The 19341-nt window shown below is 71.6% G+C and carries 15 protein-coding genes; 13 read left to right on the forward strand and 2 right to left on the reverse strand.

The window, feature by feature from the left end; genetic code table 11:
* Positions 1-69 precede the first annotated feature (69 nt).
* The 4 genes from dut (at position 70) to D458_RS0120165 (ending at position 3093) form a co-directional block, all read left to right on the forward strand.
* Positions 70-546: a dUTP diphosphatase gene (dut, locus tag D458_RS0120150; protein ID WP_017588541.1), complete on the forward strand. Its 477-nt coding sequence runs from the start codon at positions 70-72 to the stop codon at positions 544-546.
* Positions 547-605: 59 nt separating this feature from the next.
* The gene (locus D458_RS0120155; RefSeq protein WP_017588542.1) at positions 606-1430 is read left to right on the forward strand and encodes a DUF3710 domain-containing protein; all 825 of its coding nucleotides are present in this window, start codon (positions 606-608) and stop codon (positions 1428-1430) included.
* Between the two features lie 102 nt (positions 1431-1532).
* Positions 1533-2273 (forward strand): PIG-L deacetylase family protein, encoded by a 741-nt coding sequence (locus tag D458_RS0120160; RefSeq protein WP_026119508.1) that lies wholly within the window; start codon positions 1533-1535, stop codon positions 2271-2273.
* A 46-nt stretch (positions 2274-2319) separates the two neighbouring features.
* The gene (locus D458_RS0120165; protein ID WP_083936366.1) at positions 2320-3093 is read left to right on the forward strand and encodes an alpha/beta hydrolase; all 774 of its coding nucleotides are present in this window, start codon (positions 2320-2322) and stop codon (positions 3091-3093) included.
* A gap of 85 nt (positions 3094-3178) precedes the next feature.
* On the opposite strand, the gene D458_RS0120170 is transcribed toward D458_RS0120165, so the two are convergent.
* Positions 3179-4354, reverse strand: a complete 1176-nt coding sequence (locus tag D458_RS0120170; protein WP_017588545.1) for a serpin family protein — start codon at positions 4352-4354, stop codon at positions 3179-3181.
* 62 nt (positions 4355-4416) lie between these two features.
* Entirely contained in the window at positions 4417-5541 is a 1125-nt protein-coding gene (locus D458_RS0120175) for a serpin family protein (RefSeq protein WP_017588546.1), read from the reverse strand.
* A 659-nt stretch (positions 5542-6200) separates the two neighbouring features.
* Between D458_RS0120175 and D458_RS33775 the strand changes: the two genes are divergently transcribed.
* The 9 genes from D458_RS33775 to D458_RS33790 all read left to right on the forward strand — a co-directional run bounded on the left by D458_RS33775 (position 6201) and on the right by D458_RS33790 (position 19314).
* Complete coding sequence (locus D458_RS33775; protein ID WP_152521200.1) at positions 6201-6950, forward strand: helix-turn-helix transcriptional regulator; 750 nt, start codon at positions 6201-6203, stop codon at positions 6948-6950.
* 135 nt (positions 6951-7085) lie between these two features.
* Positions 7086-8069, forward strand: coding sequence for a DUF1702 family protein (locus tag D458_RS0120185; RefSeq protein WP_026119510.1), 984 nt, complete (start codon positions 7086-7088; stop codon positions 8067-8069).
* Between the two features lie 276 nt (positions 8070-8345).
* Positions 8346-10247, forward strand: a complete 1902-nt coding sequence (locus D458_RS0120190) for an FG-GAP-like repeat-containing protein (RefSeq protein WP_017588549.1) — start codon at positions 8346-8348, stop codon at positions 10245-10247.
* Positions 10244-11335, forward strand: a complete 1092-nt coding sequence (locus tag D458_RS33780; protein ID WP_017588550.1) for a hypothetical protein — start codon at positions 10244-10246, stop codon at positions 11333-11335. Before D458_RS0120190 ends, D458_RS33780 begins: the two co-directional genes overlap by 4 nt.
* Positions 11332-11952 (forward strand): hypothetical protein, encoded by a 621-nt coding sequence (locus tag D458_RS0120200; protein ID WP_017588551.1) that lies wholly within the window; start codon positions 11332-11334, stop codon positions 11950-11952. The genes D458_RS33780 and D458_RS0120200 overlap by 4 nt, the downstream gene beginning before the upstream one ends.
* Positions 11949-12401 (forward strand): hypothetical protein, encoded by a 453-nt coding sequence (locus D458_RS33785; protein WP_152521180.1) that lies wholly within the window; start codon positions 11949-11951, stop codon positions 12399-12401. The genes D458_RS0120200 and D458_RS33785 overlap by 4 nt, the downstream gene beginning before the upstream one ends.
* A 150-nt stretch (positions 12402-12551) precedes the next feature.
* Positions 12552-18359 (forward strand): type I polyketide synthase, encoded by a 5808-nt coding sequence (locus tag D458_RS0120210; protein ID WP_026119512.1) that lies wholly within the window; start codon positions 12552-12554, stop codon positions 18357-18359.
* Positions 18359-18817: an acyl-CoA thioesterase gene (locus tag D458_RS0120215; protein WP_017588554.1), complete on the forward strand. Its 459-nt coding sequence runs from the start codon at positions 18359-18361 to the stop codon at positions 18815-18817. The genes D458_RS0120210 and D458_RS0120215 overlap by 1 nt, the downstream gene beginning before the upstream one ends.
* Positions 18814-19314, forward strand: coding sequence for a flavin reductase family protein (locus D458_RS33790; RefSeq protein WP_017588555.1), 501 nt, complete (start codon positions 18814-18816; stop codon positions 19312-19314). The genes D458_RS0120215 and D458_RS33790 overlap by 4 nt, the downstream gene beginning before the upstream one ends.
* Positions 19315-19341 lie beyond the last annotated feature (27 nt).

A 19341-nucleotide genomic window follows, 5' to 3' on the forward strand; every position in this document is an offset into this window, starting at 1 on the left:
CCCGCGCCGCGGGCCCACCGGCACGCTGAGCACCAAGGCAGCGCCCGGGGAGCGATAGGCTCGGCGAATGTGAGTACCTCATCCCTGGAAGGCGGACGGCTGCCGATCACGGTCCGTCGCCTGGACCCCGGCCTCCCCCTGCCCGAGTACGCCCACCCGGGCGACGCGGGCGCGGACCTGTACGCCGCCACCGACGTCCATCTCGAACCCGGTGAACGGGCGACCGTCCCCACCGGTCTGGCCATCGCCCTGCCCGACGGCTACGCGGCCTTCGTGCACCCGCGCTCAGGGCTCGCCGCCCGGCACGGGGTCACGATCGTCAACGCCCCGGGCACCGTCGACGCCGGATACCGGGGCGAGATCAGGGTGACCCTGCTCAACACCGACACCGGCACCCCGGTCAAGCTCGCACGGGGCGACCGGATCGCGCAGCTGGTGATCCAGCGCGTGGAGCGGGCGGTGTTCGTCGAGGCGGACACGCTCCCCGACTCGGTGCGCGGTGCGGGTGGTTTCGGTTCGACCGGGGGCCACACCGCGCAGCGGTGAACGTCCCCCACTCCCCGGTGTGATCCCGGGACCTACGGAACAAGCGGAGAGGTGAAGGCGTGTTTGGACGCCGCCGCAAGAAGCGGGACAAAGAGACCGAGAGAGCCACGGAGACGGAGGCCCGGCCGAAGCGGCAGGGCGCCGCCGGCGCGGTCTCGTTCGACAACGAGATCGAGCCGGAGCGTGCTTCGGAACAGCCCGCCAAGGACGCGGACCAGTACCGTCGGACCGGTCCGTGGGACTCCACCGAGGACGTCCCCGAGGCCGACCGGATGGACCTGGGCAGCATGCTCCTGCCGATGGAGCAGGGCACCGAGATCCAGGTGAACGTCGCCCAGGACAAGCAGAACAAGCAGAAGATCATCGGGGTCACCCTGGTGCGCGGCAAGACCGCGTTGCAGGTGCAGCCCTTCGCCGCGCCCAAGTCCTCCGGGCTGTGGGACGAGATGCGTGAGGAACTGCGCGAGCAGGTCACCGCGCAGGGCGGCAAGGCCGAGGACCACGACGGGACCTTCGGCCCCGAGCTCCAGGCGCTCATCCCCATCAAGGGGAAGAAGACCGAGGACGGCAGGCAGCTGGGGCAGCGGGTGCGCTTCATCGGCGTGGACGGCCCGCGCTGGGTGCTGCGCGGTGTCATCCGCGGCGAGGGCGCCACCAAGCCCGAGATGATGTCCGAGATCGAGCAGGTCTTCGCCAACATCGTGGTGGTGCGCGGCGACCAGCCGGTACCGCCCAGTGAGCTGCTGCAGATCACGGTGCCGAAGAAGATCCAGGAGCAGATGGCGGCCGCCGCACAGCAGCGCGCCGCACAGCAGGCGGCCCAGCGCGGCAACGCGGGCGGCTCGCCCAACGGCTCGGCGAGCGGTCCTCCCAGCACTTCCTGAGGGGCGCGGGCCGGGGGCCCGGTTCGCGGAAGACCGGGTTCTCGGCAGATCGTCCTGTGGACAACCGTGCCCGGGGGTGCGCCGTTCCGTAGTGTGTGCTTCATGACACAGACGACGCAGAACAGCGCCCCCCGGCCGCTTCCCGAGGACTGGGAACGTGTCCTGGCGGTGGTCGCCCATCCCGACGACCTGGAGTTCGGCGCGTCCTCGGCGATCCACCGCTGGACCGCCCAGGGCAAGGACGTGGTCGAGCTCCTGGTGACCAAGGGCGAGGCCGGGATCGACTCCCTGGACCCGGGCGCCTGCGCCTCCCTGCGGATGGCGGAGCAGCGCGCCTCGGCCGCGGCCGTGGGCGCGGCCACGGTGGAGTTCCTGGACTTCCCCGACGGCACCCTCGAGTACGGGCTTCCGCTGCGCAGAGCCCTGGCCGGGGCGATCCGCCGGCACAGGCCCGACGTGGTCGTCTCCATCAACTTCCGTGAGTACTTCGACGGGGGTGGGGGGTTCAACCACGCCGACCACCGTGTCCTGGGCCCCGCCCTGCTGGACGCGGTCCGCGACGCCGCCAACCGGTGGGTGTTCATCGAACAGCTGGTCGAGGGACAGGAACCCTGGTCGGGTGTGCGCTTCGCGGCCTTCGGCGCGTCCCCGTCCGCCACCCACTTCGTGGAGCTGGACGAGGACGACCTCGCCGCGGGCATCGCGTCCCTGGACGCGCACGAGGTCTACCTCGCCAACTTGGACGGATTCGACCAGAAGACCTTCCTGCGGGAGGCCGCGGTCCGCGCGGGGGAGCGGGCCGGCGTGCCGCTGGCCACCTTGTTCGAGGTCTTCGACACCTGAGCCACCGGGGTCCCCGGTGGTCGTTCTCACCGATGGAGGGGCCGTCATGGCCAGGAACAGGAGCAGGGGCGTTCGCGCCCTGCTGTGGACGACTGCGGTGCTCACGGCGCTGCTGCTGGTGGCCGGGGTGGCCTTCGCGGTCTGGGCGCTCACCCCCTACCGCGCCGAGCCGGGGCCGCTGCTCCGGGCCGAGGAGGACCCGGCCGTCGTCGTGGAGCGCCGGGACGGCAGCGTGGTGATCGCCCCGGCCGAGGACCCCTCGGGGGTCGGGGTGGTCTTCTACCCCGGGGCTCGGGTGGAGGCCGAGGCCTACGCGGCCGCCTGGGCGCCGGTGGTGGCCCGGAGCGGGGCCACGGTGGTGGTGCCCGACCTGCGCCTCAACCTGGCCCTGTTCGACCCCGCCCGCGGTGAGAGCGCCGTCGAGGCGGCGCCGGGGATCTCCGAGTGGTACCTGGGCGGGCACTCCATGGGCGGGGCCTTCGCCGCGCAGTACCTGGGCAGCGGTGACGGGGACGTCGAGTGGGCGGGACTGGTCCTGTGGGCCTCCTACCCCACCGAGAGTTCGGGGCTGGCCGAGCGCGACGACCTCGGAGTGCTCTCGGTGGCAGGGGGGAACGACGGTGTGCTCACCGCCGACGAGATGGCCGAAAGAGCTCCGTACCTGCCGGAGAACGCCGTCACCGAGGTGATCGAGGGAATGAACCACGCCCAGTTCGGTGCCTACGGCGAGCAGTCCGGTGACAGCGCGCCGGAGCTGACCGACGAAGAGGCGCACGAGGCTCTGGCCGAGGTCACGGGAGACTTCCTGGACCCCTCCTGACCGCCTCGGAGCCCGTGCCCCGGCCGACCGGTGGCCCGGTGGCCCGGTGGGCCGGGGGCGACCGGGGTCACGGGCGGGTGCGGGTTCAGGGAGCGGGGACGCCCCGGCGGTCCGTCTGCGCGGGGCCGGGGTCCACGGGATCCAGGACCCTGCCGGTGAACAGGACGGCGCCTCGGCGGCGCAGCACGAACCGGAACGGCCGGTCCACGGTGAAGGCGACCGGTTCGGGCGGCCTGGACGCGGAACCGGGCACGGCCGTCACGGTGACGGCGGCGCCCTCCACCCCGGCCTCGTCCACGCTCAGCACTGCCTGGTGCACGATCGAGTCCAACCGGAGCGGGTGGCCGGTGATCCCGTCCAGCTCCGGATGGAACCCGCCGAAGACGTCCAGGAAGGGGATCTCCCCGAGGTCCCGAGCGAGTTCGAAGGAGCTCTCCACGCGGAACCTGGGCAGGGCCACCCGTACCGGTTCCACCCTGAGCGCTTCGTGCAGCCCGGAGAGGGTTTCGGGTGACGGTGTCGGTGGATCGGTGACACCGTCCTCGGGCATCAGGACGTCCAGTGCGGTGCCGTGCTCGCCGGGCAGGGTCACCATGCGCCATCCGGCGGCGCGGGCGTGCCCTGCGCTGATCGTGTTGACCATGGTGGGGACCGCGCGCTCCCCGTCCGGTGTGTGGAAGACGCGATCGGTGGTGCGGTGGCAACTGAAGGCGGTGATCCAGTCCATCCTCACCCACAGGGCGTTCACCAGCACCGCCACCGTGTCCGCGGTGACGGATCCCGGTGGCAGGGCCTGGGGGATCAGTCCGCGGGTGGCCCCGCCCACCGCTGCGTTGACGTCCTCCCTGACCCGTTCCGGGTCGGACGTGAAGTCGACGGAACGCACACCCGAGCCGGGCCGGGCGCGCAGCACGGCTTCGAAACCGGGCAGAACCGGTTCCGCCGCGCTCACGTAGAGGCCGTTCACCGAGACCACGTCGGGATCCGCGGCCCGTGCCCCCGGCGGGGCCACGGCGCTGTCGAGTTCGGACAGGTGGGCCGTCAGAGCGAGGGCACGCTCCTCGTCCGTGGCGTCGAGCAGACCGTTGACGAGCGCGTGGGTCAGATTCTGTCTCAGCTCGTCGCGGGAGCCCAGGGCGAGCAGGGCCAGGGCCGTGCCCACCGAGTGCGGGGACCACACGTGCGAGGTGCCGGGTGTGGTCAGCGCCCAGTCGAGGAACGCGGCGAAGTGGGCGTGATCGGGGTCGAGGGGCGGGCGCATCGAGGGCTTTCTGCGAACGGGTGCGGGCGGTGTGTGCGGAGTCCGCGGGGCGCGGGGCTGTGTCAGGACGCGGGTCCGGGGTCGACGGGGTCGGTCACCCTGCCGGTGAACAGGACGGCGCCCCGGCGGCGCAGCACGAACCGGAACGGCCGGTCCACGACGAACTCCTTGGGCCTGGGCGGGACCGCTGCGGACATCAGCATGACCGCGGCGGTGGCCGCGGCGCCCTCGGCGCCCTTCTCGTCCACGCGCAGCACGGCCTGGTGCACGATGGCGTCGACCTTGAGGGGTTCGGCGCTGATCCCGCTGAAGTCGGCCTGGTCCGTGGCCAGGGCGCGCACGTGCGCGGGCGTGGCGGCCAGGGGTTCGAGCAACGAGGTGTCGGTCTCCACGGCGAAGCGCGGCAGCGCCAGGCTCACCTGCTCCCGGCGACGCGCCCGGTAGAGCCCCCGCAGCTCGTCCGGGGCCAACACGGGCGTCCCGGTGCCGGAGGAGCCGGGGACGATCACGTCCAGGGCCAGCCCGTGCCCGCCCTCCAGGGTCACCATCCGCAGGCCGGCGTGTTCGGCGTACGTCATCTGGCCGGTGCGCCGCATGGTGGGGACCCGGCGGGTACCGCCCGGCGCGTGGAAGGCGAGGTCGCGGGTCCGGGAGACCTCGAAGGGCTCCCGCCACACCATCTTCACCCACAGGGCGTTGACCAGCAGCATCCGCACATCGGGGTGGACGGTTCCGGGGACGAGCAGCTCGGGGACGAGCCCCTGGGTGACCTCCGAGACCCGGCCGTTGACCTTCCGGCGCACGCCCTCGGCGTCTCCCCGGAAGTCGACCCGGTCCACCTCGGCACTGGACTGGCCCGCCACCCGCTCCTCGAACTCCGGGCGCAGCGGCAGGTCCGCGGGCACGTACAGGCCGTTGAGGGTGGCCAGGTCCAGGCCGTCGGCGGCCTCGACCGCCGCGTTCAGGGCCGCCAGGTGTCCCCGGGGATCGGCGTCCACCGGGGCGACCAGGTCCACCAGCTCCCGCAGGGTGGCGCCGCCCGCGCCGGTGGCCAGCAGACCGAGCACGGCCCCGACCGAGTACGGCGACCACACGTGTGAGGCTCCCTCCCGGACCAGCTCCGGGTCCAGGGCGAGGGCGAAGCGGAGGTGCTCCTCGTGCGGCTCTTCCTGCCGGGTGGTCTTCAACCTGACTCCTCACGAAAGCGGGCGGGCCGCCAGCGTACGGAACGGGGCCGACAGCGCGCCAGGGCGTGGGCGGTCGGGCCCGTCGGGACCCGTCGGGTCAGCTCTTCCCAGGTAGGGCCCTCTTCCGGCTTCGGTTTTCCGTCGAATTCCGGCTCGAAATGATCACTTGCCATTCCACTGCGACCGGGTGCCTGCAGGGATGGCGTTCCGTTGGTTCGTATTCATGTTCCCATCTGGGTGAACTGTTGAAACATGCAATGCTGATGTTATTCGAGGCGTCCTGCTTCCGATGTTTTTCGGCCTCCTGGATACCCGGATTGGGTTCCCCGGTTTTCGTTGCTTCCCGGATCGGAATACCGCAATCTGGAAGATGAGCCCCGGATGGGTCGGTGTGAACATGGTGCGGTGTACGGGCTTCCTCGGCTGGGTCCTGTTCTCCAGGTGGGTTCGGTTGCTGACGCAGAGCGATGGCGGGAGGTTTTTGGGGAATGAGTGGCCCACGTTTTATCTCGATGTCTCCGAGGGGTTCTCGGCCTTCTTTCCCGTCCTTGGTTTTTGTTCTCTGTGTCGAAATCCCTGTTTCTGTATATTGGTCTGGGCCCTCGGGTTCCGGTGAGGAGACAAAAGTGGAAGAATCCGTTCGTAGGGCTGTGGGGATCATGCGGAGCCGTTACTCGGATCCCATTACTCTGAATGAGATCGCCGCCGAGGTGTTCGTGAGCCCCTATCACTTCTCGAGGATCTTCTCGCGGGCTATCGGGCTGACCCCGGGGCGCTATCTCACGGCCGTCCGGCTCTTCGCAGCCAAGCGCCTGCTTCTCACCACCGACCTGACGGTCTCCGACATCGTGTGCAGTGTCGGGTACAACAGCGTGGGCACCTTCACCAGCAGGTTCACCCGCGTGGTGGGCATGTCGCCGACCCAGTACCGGGATCCCACCGTCTCCAGGCTCCTCGTCGCAGCCTCCTTCGACTTCTCCCGCATGCCGGAACCCGGGGAGATGGCGATGGCGGCGAGTCGGCGCCCCAGCCTGCCGTGCTGGCACACGACCACGCTCCGGGGAACGATCGAGGTCCCCCTGGCGGCGGGCGCGGTGGACGCGATGGTCGGGGTGTTCTCCGAGGCGGCCCCGCAGAGATCGCCCGTGGCCTTCCAGGTCCTTCCGGTGTCGGGACGGACGGAGTTCGAGATGGAAGGGCTGCCCAGCGGATCGCACCACGTACTCGCCGTGGCGGCGCCGCGGATCAGGGGGGCGGACACGAGGGTGCTCACCGCGGCCACCCGAAGATCCGTCAGTGTCATGCCCGGGAGCCACGCGCACGTCGACCTGGCCCTGCAGCCTCCCGCGGAGGCCGACCCACCGGTGGCCGTGACCCTCGCGGACACGTCGAGGCCGGTGCGGGCCTGACCCGAGCGGGCGAAGCCGCGGGGCGCCGCCGCGAGTGCGCCGTCTTTCGGCAATCGCGGAGTAGATCGCCGCCCCGCGCGCGGCGAGCATAGGAAGCGCGGAGGAGAACACCACTCGTGAGAGCAGGAGGACGGTGTGTCCAGTGCGATGGGTACGCTTCGGCGCCGGATCATGACCCCCGGAGCGACCGAGGTCGAACTCGGTGTCAGGGGTTTCCACGAGGCGGGGGACCAGGCCCGACTGGTCCTGGAGACAGTGGGGGCGTCCTTCCTGACCGGGCTCGGAGACGCTGTGGAGACCGCTTCGCCGGAGCGCACCGATCGTGGACTCGTCGGGATGGACCGCCGCTACCGCGGTTTCGCCTACGAGGGCGCCGCCATGGGCTTCGCCCTCCTGGACGGCCTGCTTCCGGGGAAGGGGAGGACGCCGCGGTTCCTCGACGGGCCGGGTTCGGACCACATCTACATGGCCTACATCGGCATCGGCTGGGCGATGGCCCGGTTGCCGCGGCCGTTGTGGCCGGACACCCGCTCCCTGGATCCGCTCCTGCGGTGGCTGGTTCACGACGGATACGGTTTCCACCAGGCCTACTTCCACACCGACGAGTACGTGCGCCGAAGGCGGCGCGACCATCGCGCGGCCCGGCGGACCGGTGACGGTACCTACGCGCTCCGCGTCGCGGACCAGGGCATCGGCAGGGCCCTGTGGTTCGTCGCCGGGGCGGACCCCGACACGGCCGTAGCGCTGGTCGAGTCGTTTCCGCCGGGGCGCCGGGCCGATCTCTACGCGGGTGTCGGTCTGGCCGTCACCTACGCCGGCGGTGTCGGGGAGGACGGCTTGGCGCGGCTTCGCGAGGGGGCGGGCGAACACCGGTGGGAGCTCGCGCAGGGGAGTGCCTTCGCGGCGGAGGCGCGGGTGCGCGCGGATCTGGTCGTCCCGCACAACGAGATCGCCACGGGCGTGTTGTGCGGGACGGACACGGAAGGAGCGGCGCGCACGTGTCGCCGCCTGCGCCCCGGCCCCGAGGTCCCGGAGACCGGCCCCGAGCGTCCCCGGTACGAGTTGTGGCGCTCGTCGTTGGCCGAGGAGTTCGCCCGTAGGAACGGGGGAAAAGGGTGATTCCGGAATCGGTTCTCCCCCGCCCGCGCTGAGTGCTGGGAAGAGCTTCGGCGTGGGGCGGATCGGAGCCCTTCCCTCTCCGTTCTCTGGTTTTTCCTCTTGCGTAATGTCTGACATAAGTGCTGCTCAGGGCCTCTTCTTGTGTTGATGGGCACTTCTGTCGCCCTCTTCCGCAAAGGGCAAGAATGAATATGGAAATGCCGCACTGATCTCCTGGACTCTGGACAGCGTTGCCCATCCAGAAGAGGGCATCGCTGACGTTTTCTAGGAGCCTTCATGCGGCTGATGTACCGTTTGGCGACGCTAGCGCTCGCGTTGGCGCTGGTGGGTGCGTTGGGCACCCTGACCGTGCGCCCCTCCGTGAGTGACACCGAGAGGGACGGACGGGCCGCTGCCTTCGCCTTCGACTCCCTCATGATCAACTCGGCGCCCGAGGGCGCGCGAACCGAACGCGAGACCGCACCGGGTCTGGATCACTTCGCGGGGTGGATCTCCGCGGTCGGTGCGGGAGGAACCCTCCTGGACCTGCGCGGCCTGGGCCGATCCGCTGACGTGTGTCTGGTCGATCCCCGGGACGACAGTGTGACCCTGCGCAACGCGCCCGGGAGCGGTGCGGACGACTACCCCGTGGTGGCCCTGACCCCGCAGGGCCTGCCCTACGACCACACCATGGCGCCCATGGGGTGCGTGCCCGCGGACCTGGACGAGGACGGCGACCTGGACCTCATGGTCTACTACTGGGGCCGCTCCCCGGTCCTGTTCATGAACACGGCCGGCCCCGGGGCCACGCCCGATACGGCGAACTTCACCGCCCACGAGATGGTCGAGCCGATGCAGGTGTGGAACACGACCGCGCTCAACGTCGCCGACATCGACGGCGACGGACACCTGGACGTGTTCGTCGGCAACTACTTCCCCGACGGCGCGAGTGTGCTCGACCCCGACGCCGAGGCCGACACCCGTATGGAGATGCAGCAGAGCATGGGGTTGGCCACCAACGGCGGTCGCAACCGCCTGCTGCTGACCGAGCCCGCGGGGGAGGGGGACACACCCCCGGCGTTCACCGACGCCAGCACCGCGCTTCCCGAGCACGTGACCGCCGCGTGGACCCTGGCCATCGGATTCCAGGACCTCAGCGGAAACGGGGTTCCGGACGTCTACCTGGCCAACGACTTCGGCAACGACAACATGCTCGTCAACCGCTCCGCGCCCGGAGACGTCCGGCTGGAGGCGGTCAAGGGCGACCGGGACATGGTGACTCCGAAGTCACAGGTCATGGGGAACGGCTCCTTCAAGGGTATGGGCGTCGCCTTCACCTATGACGAGGGCGCGGATCTGCCCATGATCGTCGTCAGCAACATCACCAGCCCCTACGCGCTCCATGAGAGCAACCTCGCCTTCACACCGACCGGTGAGGGCTCCGAACTCCTCGACGGAACGATTCCCTACGCCGAGACCAGCGAGGAACTGGGGATCTCCCGTAGCGGCTGGGCCTGGGACATCAAGGCGGGTGACTTCGACAACGACGGTACCGACGAAATCCTCCAGGCCACCGGTTTCCTGCAGGGTGACCAGACCCGCTGGCCGGAGCTGCAGGAGATCGCGATGGGCAACGACCAGCTGCTCAAGTACCCGTGGGCCTGGCCGAACTTCTCCGCGGGGGACGACCTGTCAGGCAACGAGACCAACCCCTTCTGGGTCCGGGGCCGGGACGGGAGCTACGCCGACCTCGCCGAGCCCCTCGGCATCGCCGAGTACGACGTCACGCGGTCCTTCGCCCTGGGCGACGTCAACGGTGACGGACTGCTGGACGCGGTGGTCGCCAACCAGTGGCAGGACTCCCGGCTCCTGCTGAACCGGGCTCCGGACGCTCCGCCCGCCGCCGTTCTGCGCCTGGTGCGCCCCGGGGCCGTCGACGGGGCGCGGGTTCCGGCGATCGGTGCCTCGGTGCGCGCCGGCGGCTCCGGCGATCCGGAACAGCGCCGCCAGCTTTACCCCGCCAACGGTCACGTGGGGGTCTCCGACTCCATCGTCCACCTGGCCGCGCCCGAAGGGTCCCTGCCGGTCACCGTCTCCTGGCGCGACGCCGACGGAACCGGGCACACCGCCGACCTGGAGGTCGGTCCGGGGACCCACACGATCCTGCTCGACGACGACGGAACGGCGGTAGTCCGATGACCGTGACCACACCCCGCACCGGCGGTTCCGAAACTGACGCCGGTACCGCAACCGCCACCGTCACCGACACGGGTGCGGTCGGCGGTGCCCCGCCACGCGGGGCCGGGAGCCCGAAGGCCCCGCCGCTGGACCGCCGGGTCCTGGCCCTGCGCATGTTCGCGACCTCGATCACCGTGTTCACCGTCCTGGGGCACCTGCTCCTGGGCTTCGAGCAGGCGCCCGTCACCCCCGTGCTGGCCGTCCTGTTCGGATACGTGCTCGACCTGACGCTGGAGACCCTGGACGCCCGGGCCGCCGACCGGGCCCCCGGATACGCGGGCGGGCTCGTCCGGATGATCGACCACCTGCTCCCCACGCACATCGCGGGCCTGGCCTGCGCGCTGCTCCTGTGGGGGAACTCCTCCGTCTGGCCCTACCTGTTCGCGGTGTCCATCGCGGTGAGCAGCAAGTACGTGTTCCGCATCCCGGTCGGCGGGCGCAAGAGGCACTTCCTCAACCCGTCCAACTTCGGGATCGTGGTGACGCTGCTGCTCTTCCCCTGGGTGGGCATCGCCCCGCCGTACCACTTCACGAACAACACGGTCGACACCCTGGACTGGCTCATCCCGTTGGGCATCCTCATGGCCGGAACCATGCTCAACGTCAACCTGACCAAGCGCTGGCCGCTGATCCTCGGCTGGGTGGGAGGGTTCGCGCTCCAGGCCGTGCTCCGGTGGCTGTTCCTGGACCACATGCTCGTCGCGGCGCTACTGCCGATGACCGGCGTCGCGTTCATCCTCTTCACCAACTACATGATCACCGATCCGGGCACGACGCCCTCCAAACCGCGTAACCAGGTGGTCTTCGGGCTGACCACGGCCGCGGTGTACGGCCTCCTGGTCGTCAACCACATCGTGTTCGGCCTGTTCTTCGCCCTCATCATCACCTGTGTCCTGAGGGGAGCCGTCCTGTTGGCCGCACCTGTGTTCACCAGGGGCCCGGCGCCCGCCGTCTCCGGTGCGGGGCCCACCGCATCCGCCACGGAACCAGCCGTCTCCAGCGCGGAGCCGGTCTCCACCCCCACCTCGGAAGGCAGGAACGGCCAGTGAACGACCCAAGCGGAGCCCCCCGCGAGAACGTGAGCGCGACCCCCGTCGAGAACGTCGCCGGCATCGGACCCCGCAACCGGGCCCTGCGCGCGCTCAACACCGACGGGCACCGGCTGTGCCTGCGGATCTACCTGGTCGTCGTCGTCGCCCATTGGGCCGAGCACATCGTCCAGGCCGTCCAGGTCTACGTGCTCGACTGGCCCGTGCCCGAGGCCCGGGGGGTCCTGGGCATCCCCTTCCCCTGGCTGGTCACCTCCGAGTGGATGCACTACGGCTACGCGTTCGTGATGCTCGTCGGACTGCTGCTACTCCTCCCCGGATTCCACGGCAGGAGCCGGGCCTGGTGGACGGCGTCCCTGCTGCTCCAGGTCTGGCACCACTTCGAGCACCTGATCCTGCTCGTCCAGGTCACCAACGGGGCCAACATCGGCGGGGGCGACGCGCCGGTCAGCATCGTCCAGATGCTGATCCCGCGGGTGGAACTGCACCTGTTCTACAACACTGTCGTCTTCGTCCCGATGGCCGTGGCCATGTACCTGCACTCGCGGCCGGACACCGCCGGGCGCGAGGCGCCGGGGTGTTCGTGCGCCCGCGAACCGGGGCGGGTGCGCGGGTGAGCCCGACCCGGCGCCGTGACCCGGTGTTCACCGGGATCCTGCTGCTCGTGGCGCTGCTGACCGTCTCCCTGGGGGCCGCGAACGCCGACCGAAGCCTGCGCGCGGCGCGGGCCGAGGGGACCCCGGGGACCTTCACGGGATCCCGGTTGGACTGTGTGGAGCATCCCGGGCACGAGTCCTGCACCTGTTACGGCACCTACGTGCCCGAGACCGGCGGCCCCGTTCGAGCCGACGTCTACCTCTACGGCAGGGACCGCGCCTCCTGCCCGATCGACCGGGCCGTCCCCTCCGTGGACGTGGGGGCGGCCAACCGCGTCTACGGTCCGGAGGGCTCGAACGAATGGATCATGACCTCGGGCATGGTCCTGTTCGGCCTGGGCCTGGGGGGTTACGCGTTCCGGCCCCGGCGCGGGGGAGGCGGGGACCCGCCCGACCACCCGCCCGGGTGAGGGGCTCCGCCGTATAGCAACAATCACGCTGTTATGGAACAGCGGCTGCCCGGAACAGCAGAAGACAAGAAGACGGTTTTCTCCTGATCTCCCATGCTTGGTACTTGATCGAGTATTTCCTGATCAATTCTCTAGTGTTCGGAGTGGGTCTTGGAAACCGTTCGAATCGCTGTAGTCGGAATGGGTTTGTGCTATCCGGACGCGAGTACTCCCGATGATTTGTGGGATAACGTTCTCGCCGGACGCAGAGCATTTCGCCAGATCCCTCGGGAAAGGATGGATCTGGCTGACTACTGGTCCGCGGACAGGGACGCGGAGGACCGTTTCTACGCGCGGAAGGCAGCGGTTCTCCGAGGCTTCTCCTTCGACCGGGTCCGCTACCGTGTGTCAGGATCCTCGTTCCGCTCGACGGACATGACCCACTGGCTCGCCCTGGAGACCGTGTCCCGGGCGCTCCGGGACGCGGGGTTCCCGTCGGGTGAGGGGCTGCCGCGCCGCACCACCGGCGTGGTCATCGGCAACAGCCTCACCGGGGAGTTCTCCCGCGCGAACACGCTGCGGCTGCGCTGGCCCTACGTGCGCAGGACCGTGTCCGCCGCCCTGCTCGGGCACGGATGGGACCGGGAGGAGACCGACGGCTTCCTGGCGAAGCTGGAGAGCTCCTACAAGGAACCGTTCCCGCGCATGGACGAGGACACCCTGGCCGGGGGCCTGTCCAACACCATCGCCGGGCGGGTGTGCAACCACTTCGACCTGGCGGGCGGCGGTTACACGGTGGACGGCGCCTGCTCCTCCTCCCTTCTGTCGGTGGCGACCGCGGCCACCGCCCTGGTCCAGGGAGATCTCGACGTCGCCGTCGCCGGAGGGGTGGACCTGTCCATCGATCCCTTCGAGATGGTCGGCTTCGCCAGGACCGGGGCCCTGGCCACCGGCGAGATGAGGGTTTACGACAAGGCCTCCAACGGCTTCTGGCCCGGGGAGGGCGCCGGCGCCCTGGTCCTGGTCCGTGAGGAGGACGCCGTCGCCGAAGGCCGGCGCCCCTACGCCGTGATCACCGGGTGGGGGATCTCCTCCGACGGTCGGGGCGGTATCACCCGGCCGGAGGAGCAGGGACACCGCCTGGCCCTGGAACGCGCCTACGCGCGGGCCGGGTACGGCATCGAGACGGTCGGCTACTTCGAGGGACACGGCACCGGGACGGCGCTGGGCGACGCGACCGAACTGGCGGCGCTGTCCGGGGCCCGGACCGACGCCGACCCGGACGCCCCGCCGGCGGCGCTCGGCTCCGTCAAGGCCAATATCGGCCACACGAAGGCGGCCGCCGGGGTGGCGGGTCTGATCAAGGCGGTCCTGTCGGTGCACCACCGGGTCATTCCGCCCGGGACCGGTCACCACGACCCCCATCCGGTACTCGAGGAGTCGGCGGCGCTCCGGGTGCCCGACCGGGCGCTGCCCTGGCCGGAGGGGCGGCCGGTACGGGCCGGGGTCTCGGCGATGGGGTTCGGAGGCATCAACACCCATGTCACCGTCGAGGCCACCGCGGGCCGTCCGGGTGCGGGCCTCACCTCCCGCTCCCGGGACCTGGTGAGCGGACGCCAGGACGCCGAGCTGCTCGTTGTGGACGGAGCCGACCTCGCCGAGGTGCGCCGGCGCCTGGCGGACCTCGCCGAGGTGCTTCCCCGGCTGTCCTCCGCCGAGCTCACGGACCTCGCGGCCGCTCTCGCGGACCGGGCCGAGGGGCGGCCGGCCCGCGCCGCGGTGGTCGCCGCCTCGCCCGAGTCCGCACAGCGGGGGGTGGGAGCCCTGCTGGCGCACCTGGACTCCGGGACGACCGAGGTGGTGTCCCCCAGGGCCGGCCTCTTCCTGGCCCACCGGACCACCGCGCCGTCCGTCCGCTACCTCTTCCCCGGCCAGGGCTCGGGGACCGGGGGCGGCGGAGCTCTGCGCGGGCGCTTCCCCGGCGTGGAGCGCGCTCTCACCGCCGCCAACCTCCCTCGGGGAGGGGACCAGGTGGCCACCGAGGTGGCACAGCCGCGGATCGTCACCGGTTCGCTCGCGGCCCTGGGCCTGTTGGCCGATCTCGGGATCCTGGCGGACGGCGCCGTCGGCCACAGCCTCGGAGAACTGACGACCCTGTGCTGGGCGGGCGTCCTGGGAGCCGAGGAAACCATGGCGCTTGCCGCCGCCCGGGGCCGGGCCATGGCGCGGTCGGGCCGACCGGACGGGGCCATGGCCGGTCTGGCCTGTTCCCCCGAGATGGCCGCGGCCCTGCTCCACCCCGCGTCGGACCCGGTGATCGCCGGCTACAACGGCCCCCGGCAGACGGTGGTCTCCGGTACCGCGGACGCCGTGGACGGTGTCGTGGACAGAGCCCGTGCCGCCGGTGTCGGTGCCACACGGCTGCCCGTCTCCCACGCCTTCCACTCACCGCTGGTGGCCGACGCGGCCGAGGGCATCGCCCGCGCCCTCGGCGAGCTCACCCCGGCTCCTCCGGCTCCGGGCGCGGTGTCCACCGTGACCGGCCGGGAACTCGGACCCGACACCGACGTCCGCGCGCTGCTCCGGGACCAGGTCGTCCTGCCCGTCCGCTTCCACGAAGCGGTCCTGTGCCTGGCCCGCGACGCGGACCTGCTGGTGGAGGTGGGCCCGGGGCAGGTGCTCTCGGGGCTGGCCGCCGAGGCGGTCCCCGATGTCCCCGTGGTCGCCGTCGACACGGACTCCGCCTCCCTGGAGCCGTTCCTGGGAACGGTCGCGGCCGCCTACGCCCTGGGTGCTCCGGTGGACCTGCGGGCTCTCTTCACCGGCCGCCTGCTCCGCCGCCCGCCCGAGGACTTCACCTTCCTGGCCAGCCCGTGTGAGGCGGCGCCCGACACGGCCCTGGGCCGGACCGCGGGCACGGCGGACGCACCCGTCCGCGGCACCGCCGCGGTGGAACACGACCCGGAGGAAGACAGCGGTGCCGACACCCTGGAACTCCTGTGCGCACTCGTGGCCGACCGCCTCGAGCTCCCCGCGTCCACGGTGAGCGCGGACACGCAACCGCTCGACGACCTCCACCTGAGCTCCATCACGGTCGGCCAACTGGTCAACGAGGCCACCCGCCGACTCGGCCTGCCGCCCCTGGAGGCCGTCAGCGGATACGCCACCTCCACCCTGGGCGAGCTGGCCGGGATGATCGACCAGCTCGCCGGTACCCCCGGAGCCGAGGCCGAACCCCCGGAGGCCCCGGGGGTGGCTCCCTGGGTGCGGGCCTTCGAGGTCGCCCACGTCGGCCAGGCCCCGCCCCCCGAACCGCCGCTCCCCGACGGCGGCGCGGGGGAGTGGCGGGTGTACGCCCCGCCCGGCCACCCGTTGGCCGAGCCCCTGCGCCTGGCCCTGTCCGCCCTGGGCTCCGGCGTCCTCCTCTGTCTGCCCGCGCGGGGCGGCCCCGAGCTCGTCGGAACCTTCCTCGAGGCGGCTCGCGCCGCCGTGGCGGCCGGGCGGCCGACGCGGTTCGTGGTGGTCCAGGGCCGCCGAGGAGCAGCCGGGGTGGCCCGGACGCTGCACCAGGAGGCTCCCGGCACGGCCACCACCGTGGTCACGCTGAACGAACCCGAACCCGACTCCGCCGCCGGAATCGCGCGGGCGGTGCGCGCCGTGGCGGCCGAGACCGCCGCGACCACGGCGTACACCGAGGCGCGCTACGACGCCGACGGCCGCCGGACCGTCCCCGTCCTGCGCGTGCTCCCGCCCGGGGCCGAGGCCGCGGGCACGGTGGAGGCGCCCCTCGGCGAGGGGGACGTCGTCCTGGTCACCGGCGGGGGCAAGGGGATCACCGCGGAGTGCGCCCTGTCCCTGGCCAAGGAGTACGGGGCGGCCCTGGCGCTGCTCGGCCGCGCCCCCGAGGAGGACCCCGAACTCGCCGCGAACCTGGAGAGGATGTCCGGGGCCGGGGTCCGCTTCGCCTACGCCCGAGCGGACGTGACCCGACCGGACGAGGTCCGTGCGGCCGTGGGCGAACTGCAGGGGAGGCTGGGCGTCGTCACCGCCGTGTTCCACGGGGCCGGGCGCAACGAACCCGAGGCCCTGCACGGTCTCTCCGAATCGTTGTTCCGGGAGGCACTGGCCCCCAAGGTCGAAGGGCTGGAGACGGTCCTGGACGCGGTGGACCCGGAGCGGCTCCGCCTGCTGGTCGCCTTCGGCAGCATCATCGGTCGCGCGGGGCTGCGGGGCGAGGCCCACTACTCCACCGCCAACGACTGGCTCACGGAGCGGGTCGTCGAGTACGGCGAGGAGCACCCGCGCACCCGTGTCCTGGCCCTGGAGTGGTCGGTGTGGTCCGGAGCCGGGATGGGGGAGAGGATGGGCGTGGTCGAGGCGCTGATGCGTGACGGCATCACCCCGATCTCGGTGGAGGAGGGGACCGCTGTCCTGCACCGGATCCTCGACGACCGCTCCGCGGGCCCCGTCCTGGTGGTCGGCGGCCGCACCGGTGCGCTGCCCACGCTCTCCCTGGAGCGCCCGGAGATCCCCCTGGGCCGGTTCACCGAGAGGGTGCTCGTCCACTACCCCGGGGTGGAGCTGGTCACCGAGGCCGTGCTCTCCCCCGCCGACGACCCCTACCTGGACGACCACCGCCTCGACGGCGACCTGCTCTTCCCCGCCGTCATCGGGATGGAGGCGATGGCGCAGGTCGCGGCCGCGGTGAGCGGGCACACCACGGCGCCCGTCATGGAGTCGGTGCGGTTCGCCCGTCCGGTGGTGGTCCGGCCCGAAGGCACGACCACCGTCCGGGTGGCGGCACTCGTGCGTGACGGGGAGAGCGTGGAGGTCGTCGTCCGCAGTGCGGAGACGGGCTACGGCGCGGACCACTTCAGGGCGCTCCTGCGCTGGCCGGGGGAGCGGGGCCGGGAGGAACCGCACCGCTCGACGGCGTCGGCCCCCGGGGCCCTGCCGCGGGTCCCGGTCGAACCCTCCGAGCTCTACGAGAACCTGCTCTTCCAGGGGAAGAGGTTCCAGCGGCTGCTCGCCTACCACCGGACCGGAGCCCGTCACGTGGTCGCCGAACTGTCCGCCGAAGCGCGGCACGACTGGTTCGGGACCTTCATGCCCCAGGACCGGGTCCTCGCCGACCCCGGGGCCCGGGACGCCGCGATGCACGCCCTCCAGGCCTGCGTGCCCGACGGGACCCTGCTGCCCGAGAGCGTGGAGCGCATCGTCTGCGCCTCCCCCCGCGACGGGGCCGCCCACCTGCTGCTCAGCGCCGGGGAACGGGCCCAGGAGGGGGACTCCCACATCTACGACGTGGAACTGCGCGACCTCTCCGGCACGCTGGTCGAACGCTGGGAGGGCCTGAGGCTGCGCGTGGTCCGCGCTACCGGCGGAACCGGCCCGTGGATACCGCCGCTGCTCGGCCCCTACCTGGAACGCCGGCTCGAACACGTACTCGGAGGGGCCAGGACGGTGGTCGTCGAACCCGACTCCGCGGGGCCGGACCGAGGCGGCCGGGAGCACACCGCACTGGCCGTCGGCCGCGCCCTGAACCGGCCGGTCCGGATCCGTTACCGGCCCGACGGACGTCCCGAGGTGGAGGGTGCCCGGGTCTCGGCCTCGCACGGGGCCGGGGTGACTCTGGCCGTGGTCGGGAGGGAGCTTCTGGCCTGTGACGTGGAGACCGTCGTGCGGCGCTCCGAGGCGGACTGGAGGGGTCTGCTCGGAGCGGACCTGATGCCGCTGCGGGACCTGGTGGCGACCGAGACCGGGGAGTCCGACGACGCCGCGGCGACCCGGGTGTGGAGCGCCCTGGAGTGCCTGCGCAAGGTGGGCGAGCCGGGCCGTTCCCTGGTCCTGGACTCGGCGGGCGAGCACGGATGGACCGTGCTCGCCTGCGGGGGCGCCCGCATCGCCACCTGGCGGACCACCCTCACCGGGGACCCCGCGCCGGTGGTCTTCGCGGTCCTGCACGAAGGAGGAGAGTGATGTCCGATTACTACGAGATCCTGCACACGGTCGGCTTCGAGGAGACCAACCTCGTGGGCAACGTCTACTACGTCAACTACCTGAGCTGGCAGGGGCGTTGCAGGGAGATGTTCCTGCGGGACCGGGCCCCGGGCGTCCTCGCGGAGCTGCGGGACGACCTCAAGCTCTTCACCCTCCGGGTGGACTGCGAGTTCCTCGCCGAGCTGACGGCCTTCGACGAGCTCTCCGTCCGGATGCGGCTCGAGGAGCTGACCCGGACCCAGGTCCAGTTCGCCTTCGACTACGTCCGTCTCGGCCCCCTGGGGCAGGAGTCGCTCGTGGCACGGGGGCGGCAGCGCATCGCCTGTATGCGCGGGCCGAACTCCGCGACCGTCCCCGCCACCGTTCCCGAGGAACTGCGCGGGGCCCTCGCCCCGTACGCGGTCTCCACGGCACGAGCGGCGGTGGTCCGATCGTGACGGACCTGCGCCGGGTCATGTCCGCGTTCGCCACCGGGGTCGTGGTCGTCACGGTCGGCGGGGACCGGCCCGACGGTATGACGGCCAACTCCTTCTCCTCGGTCTCCCTCGATCCACCGCTGGTGCTGTGCTGCGTGTCCCGCGCGGCCCGCATGCACGGGCCCCTCTCGTCGGGAGGCCGCTTCGGGGTCTCGGTCCTGTCCGCGGACCAGGAGGACGTCGCACGCCACTTCGCCGACCGGGCGCGTCCGCACGGGTGGGCGCTGTTCGCGCGCCCGCCATGGCACAGCGGTCCGCACACGGAGGCGCCGCTGATCACCGGGGCGCTGGCCTGGCTGGAGTGCGAGGTGGTCCGGGCGGTGGCGGCCGGGGACCACACGGTCTTCGTCGCGGCCGTGCTCGACGCCGCGGCGGGGCCGGACCGCTCGGCCCTGCTGTTCCACGACAGCGCATTCCACGGGCTGCGTCCGGTGCCCGCCGCCGGTACCGCCGACTGACGGTCGCGTCCGGTCCGCGTCACCGCC

Source organism: Nocardiopsis ganjiahuensis DSM 45031, from assembly GCF_000341085.1.
GTDB classification, from domain to species: domain Bacteria; phylum Actinomycetota; class Actinomycetes; order Streptosporangiales; family Streptosporangiaceae; genus Nocardiopsis; species Nocardiopsis ganjiahuensis.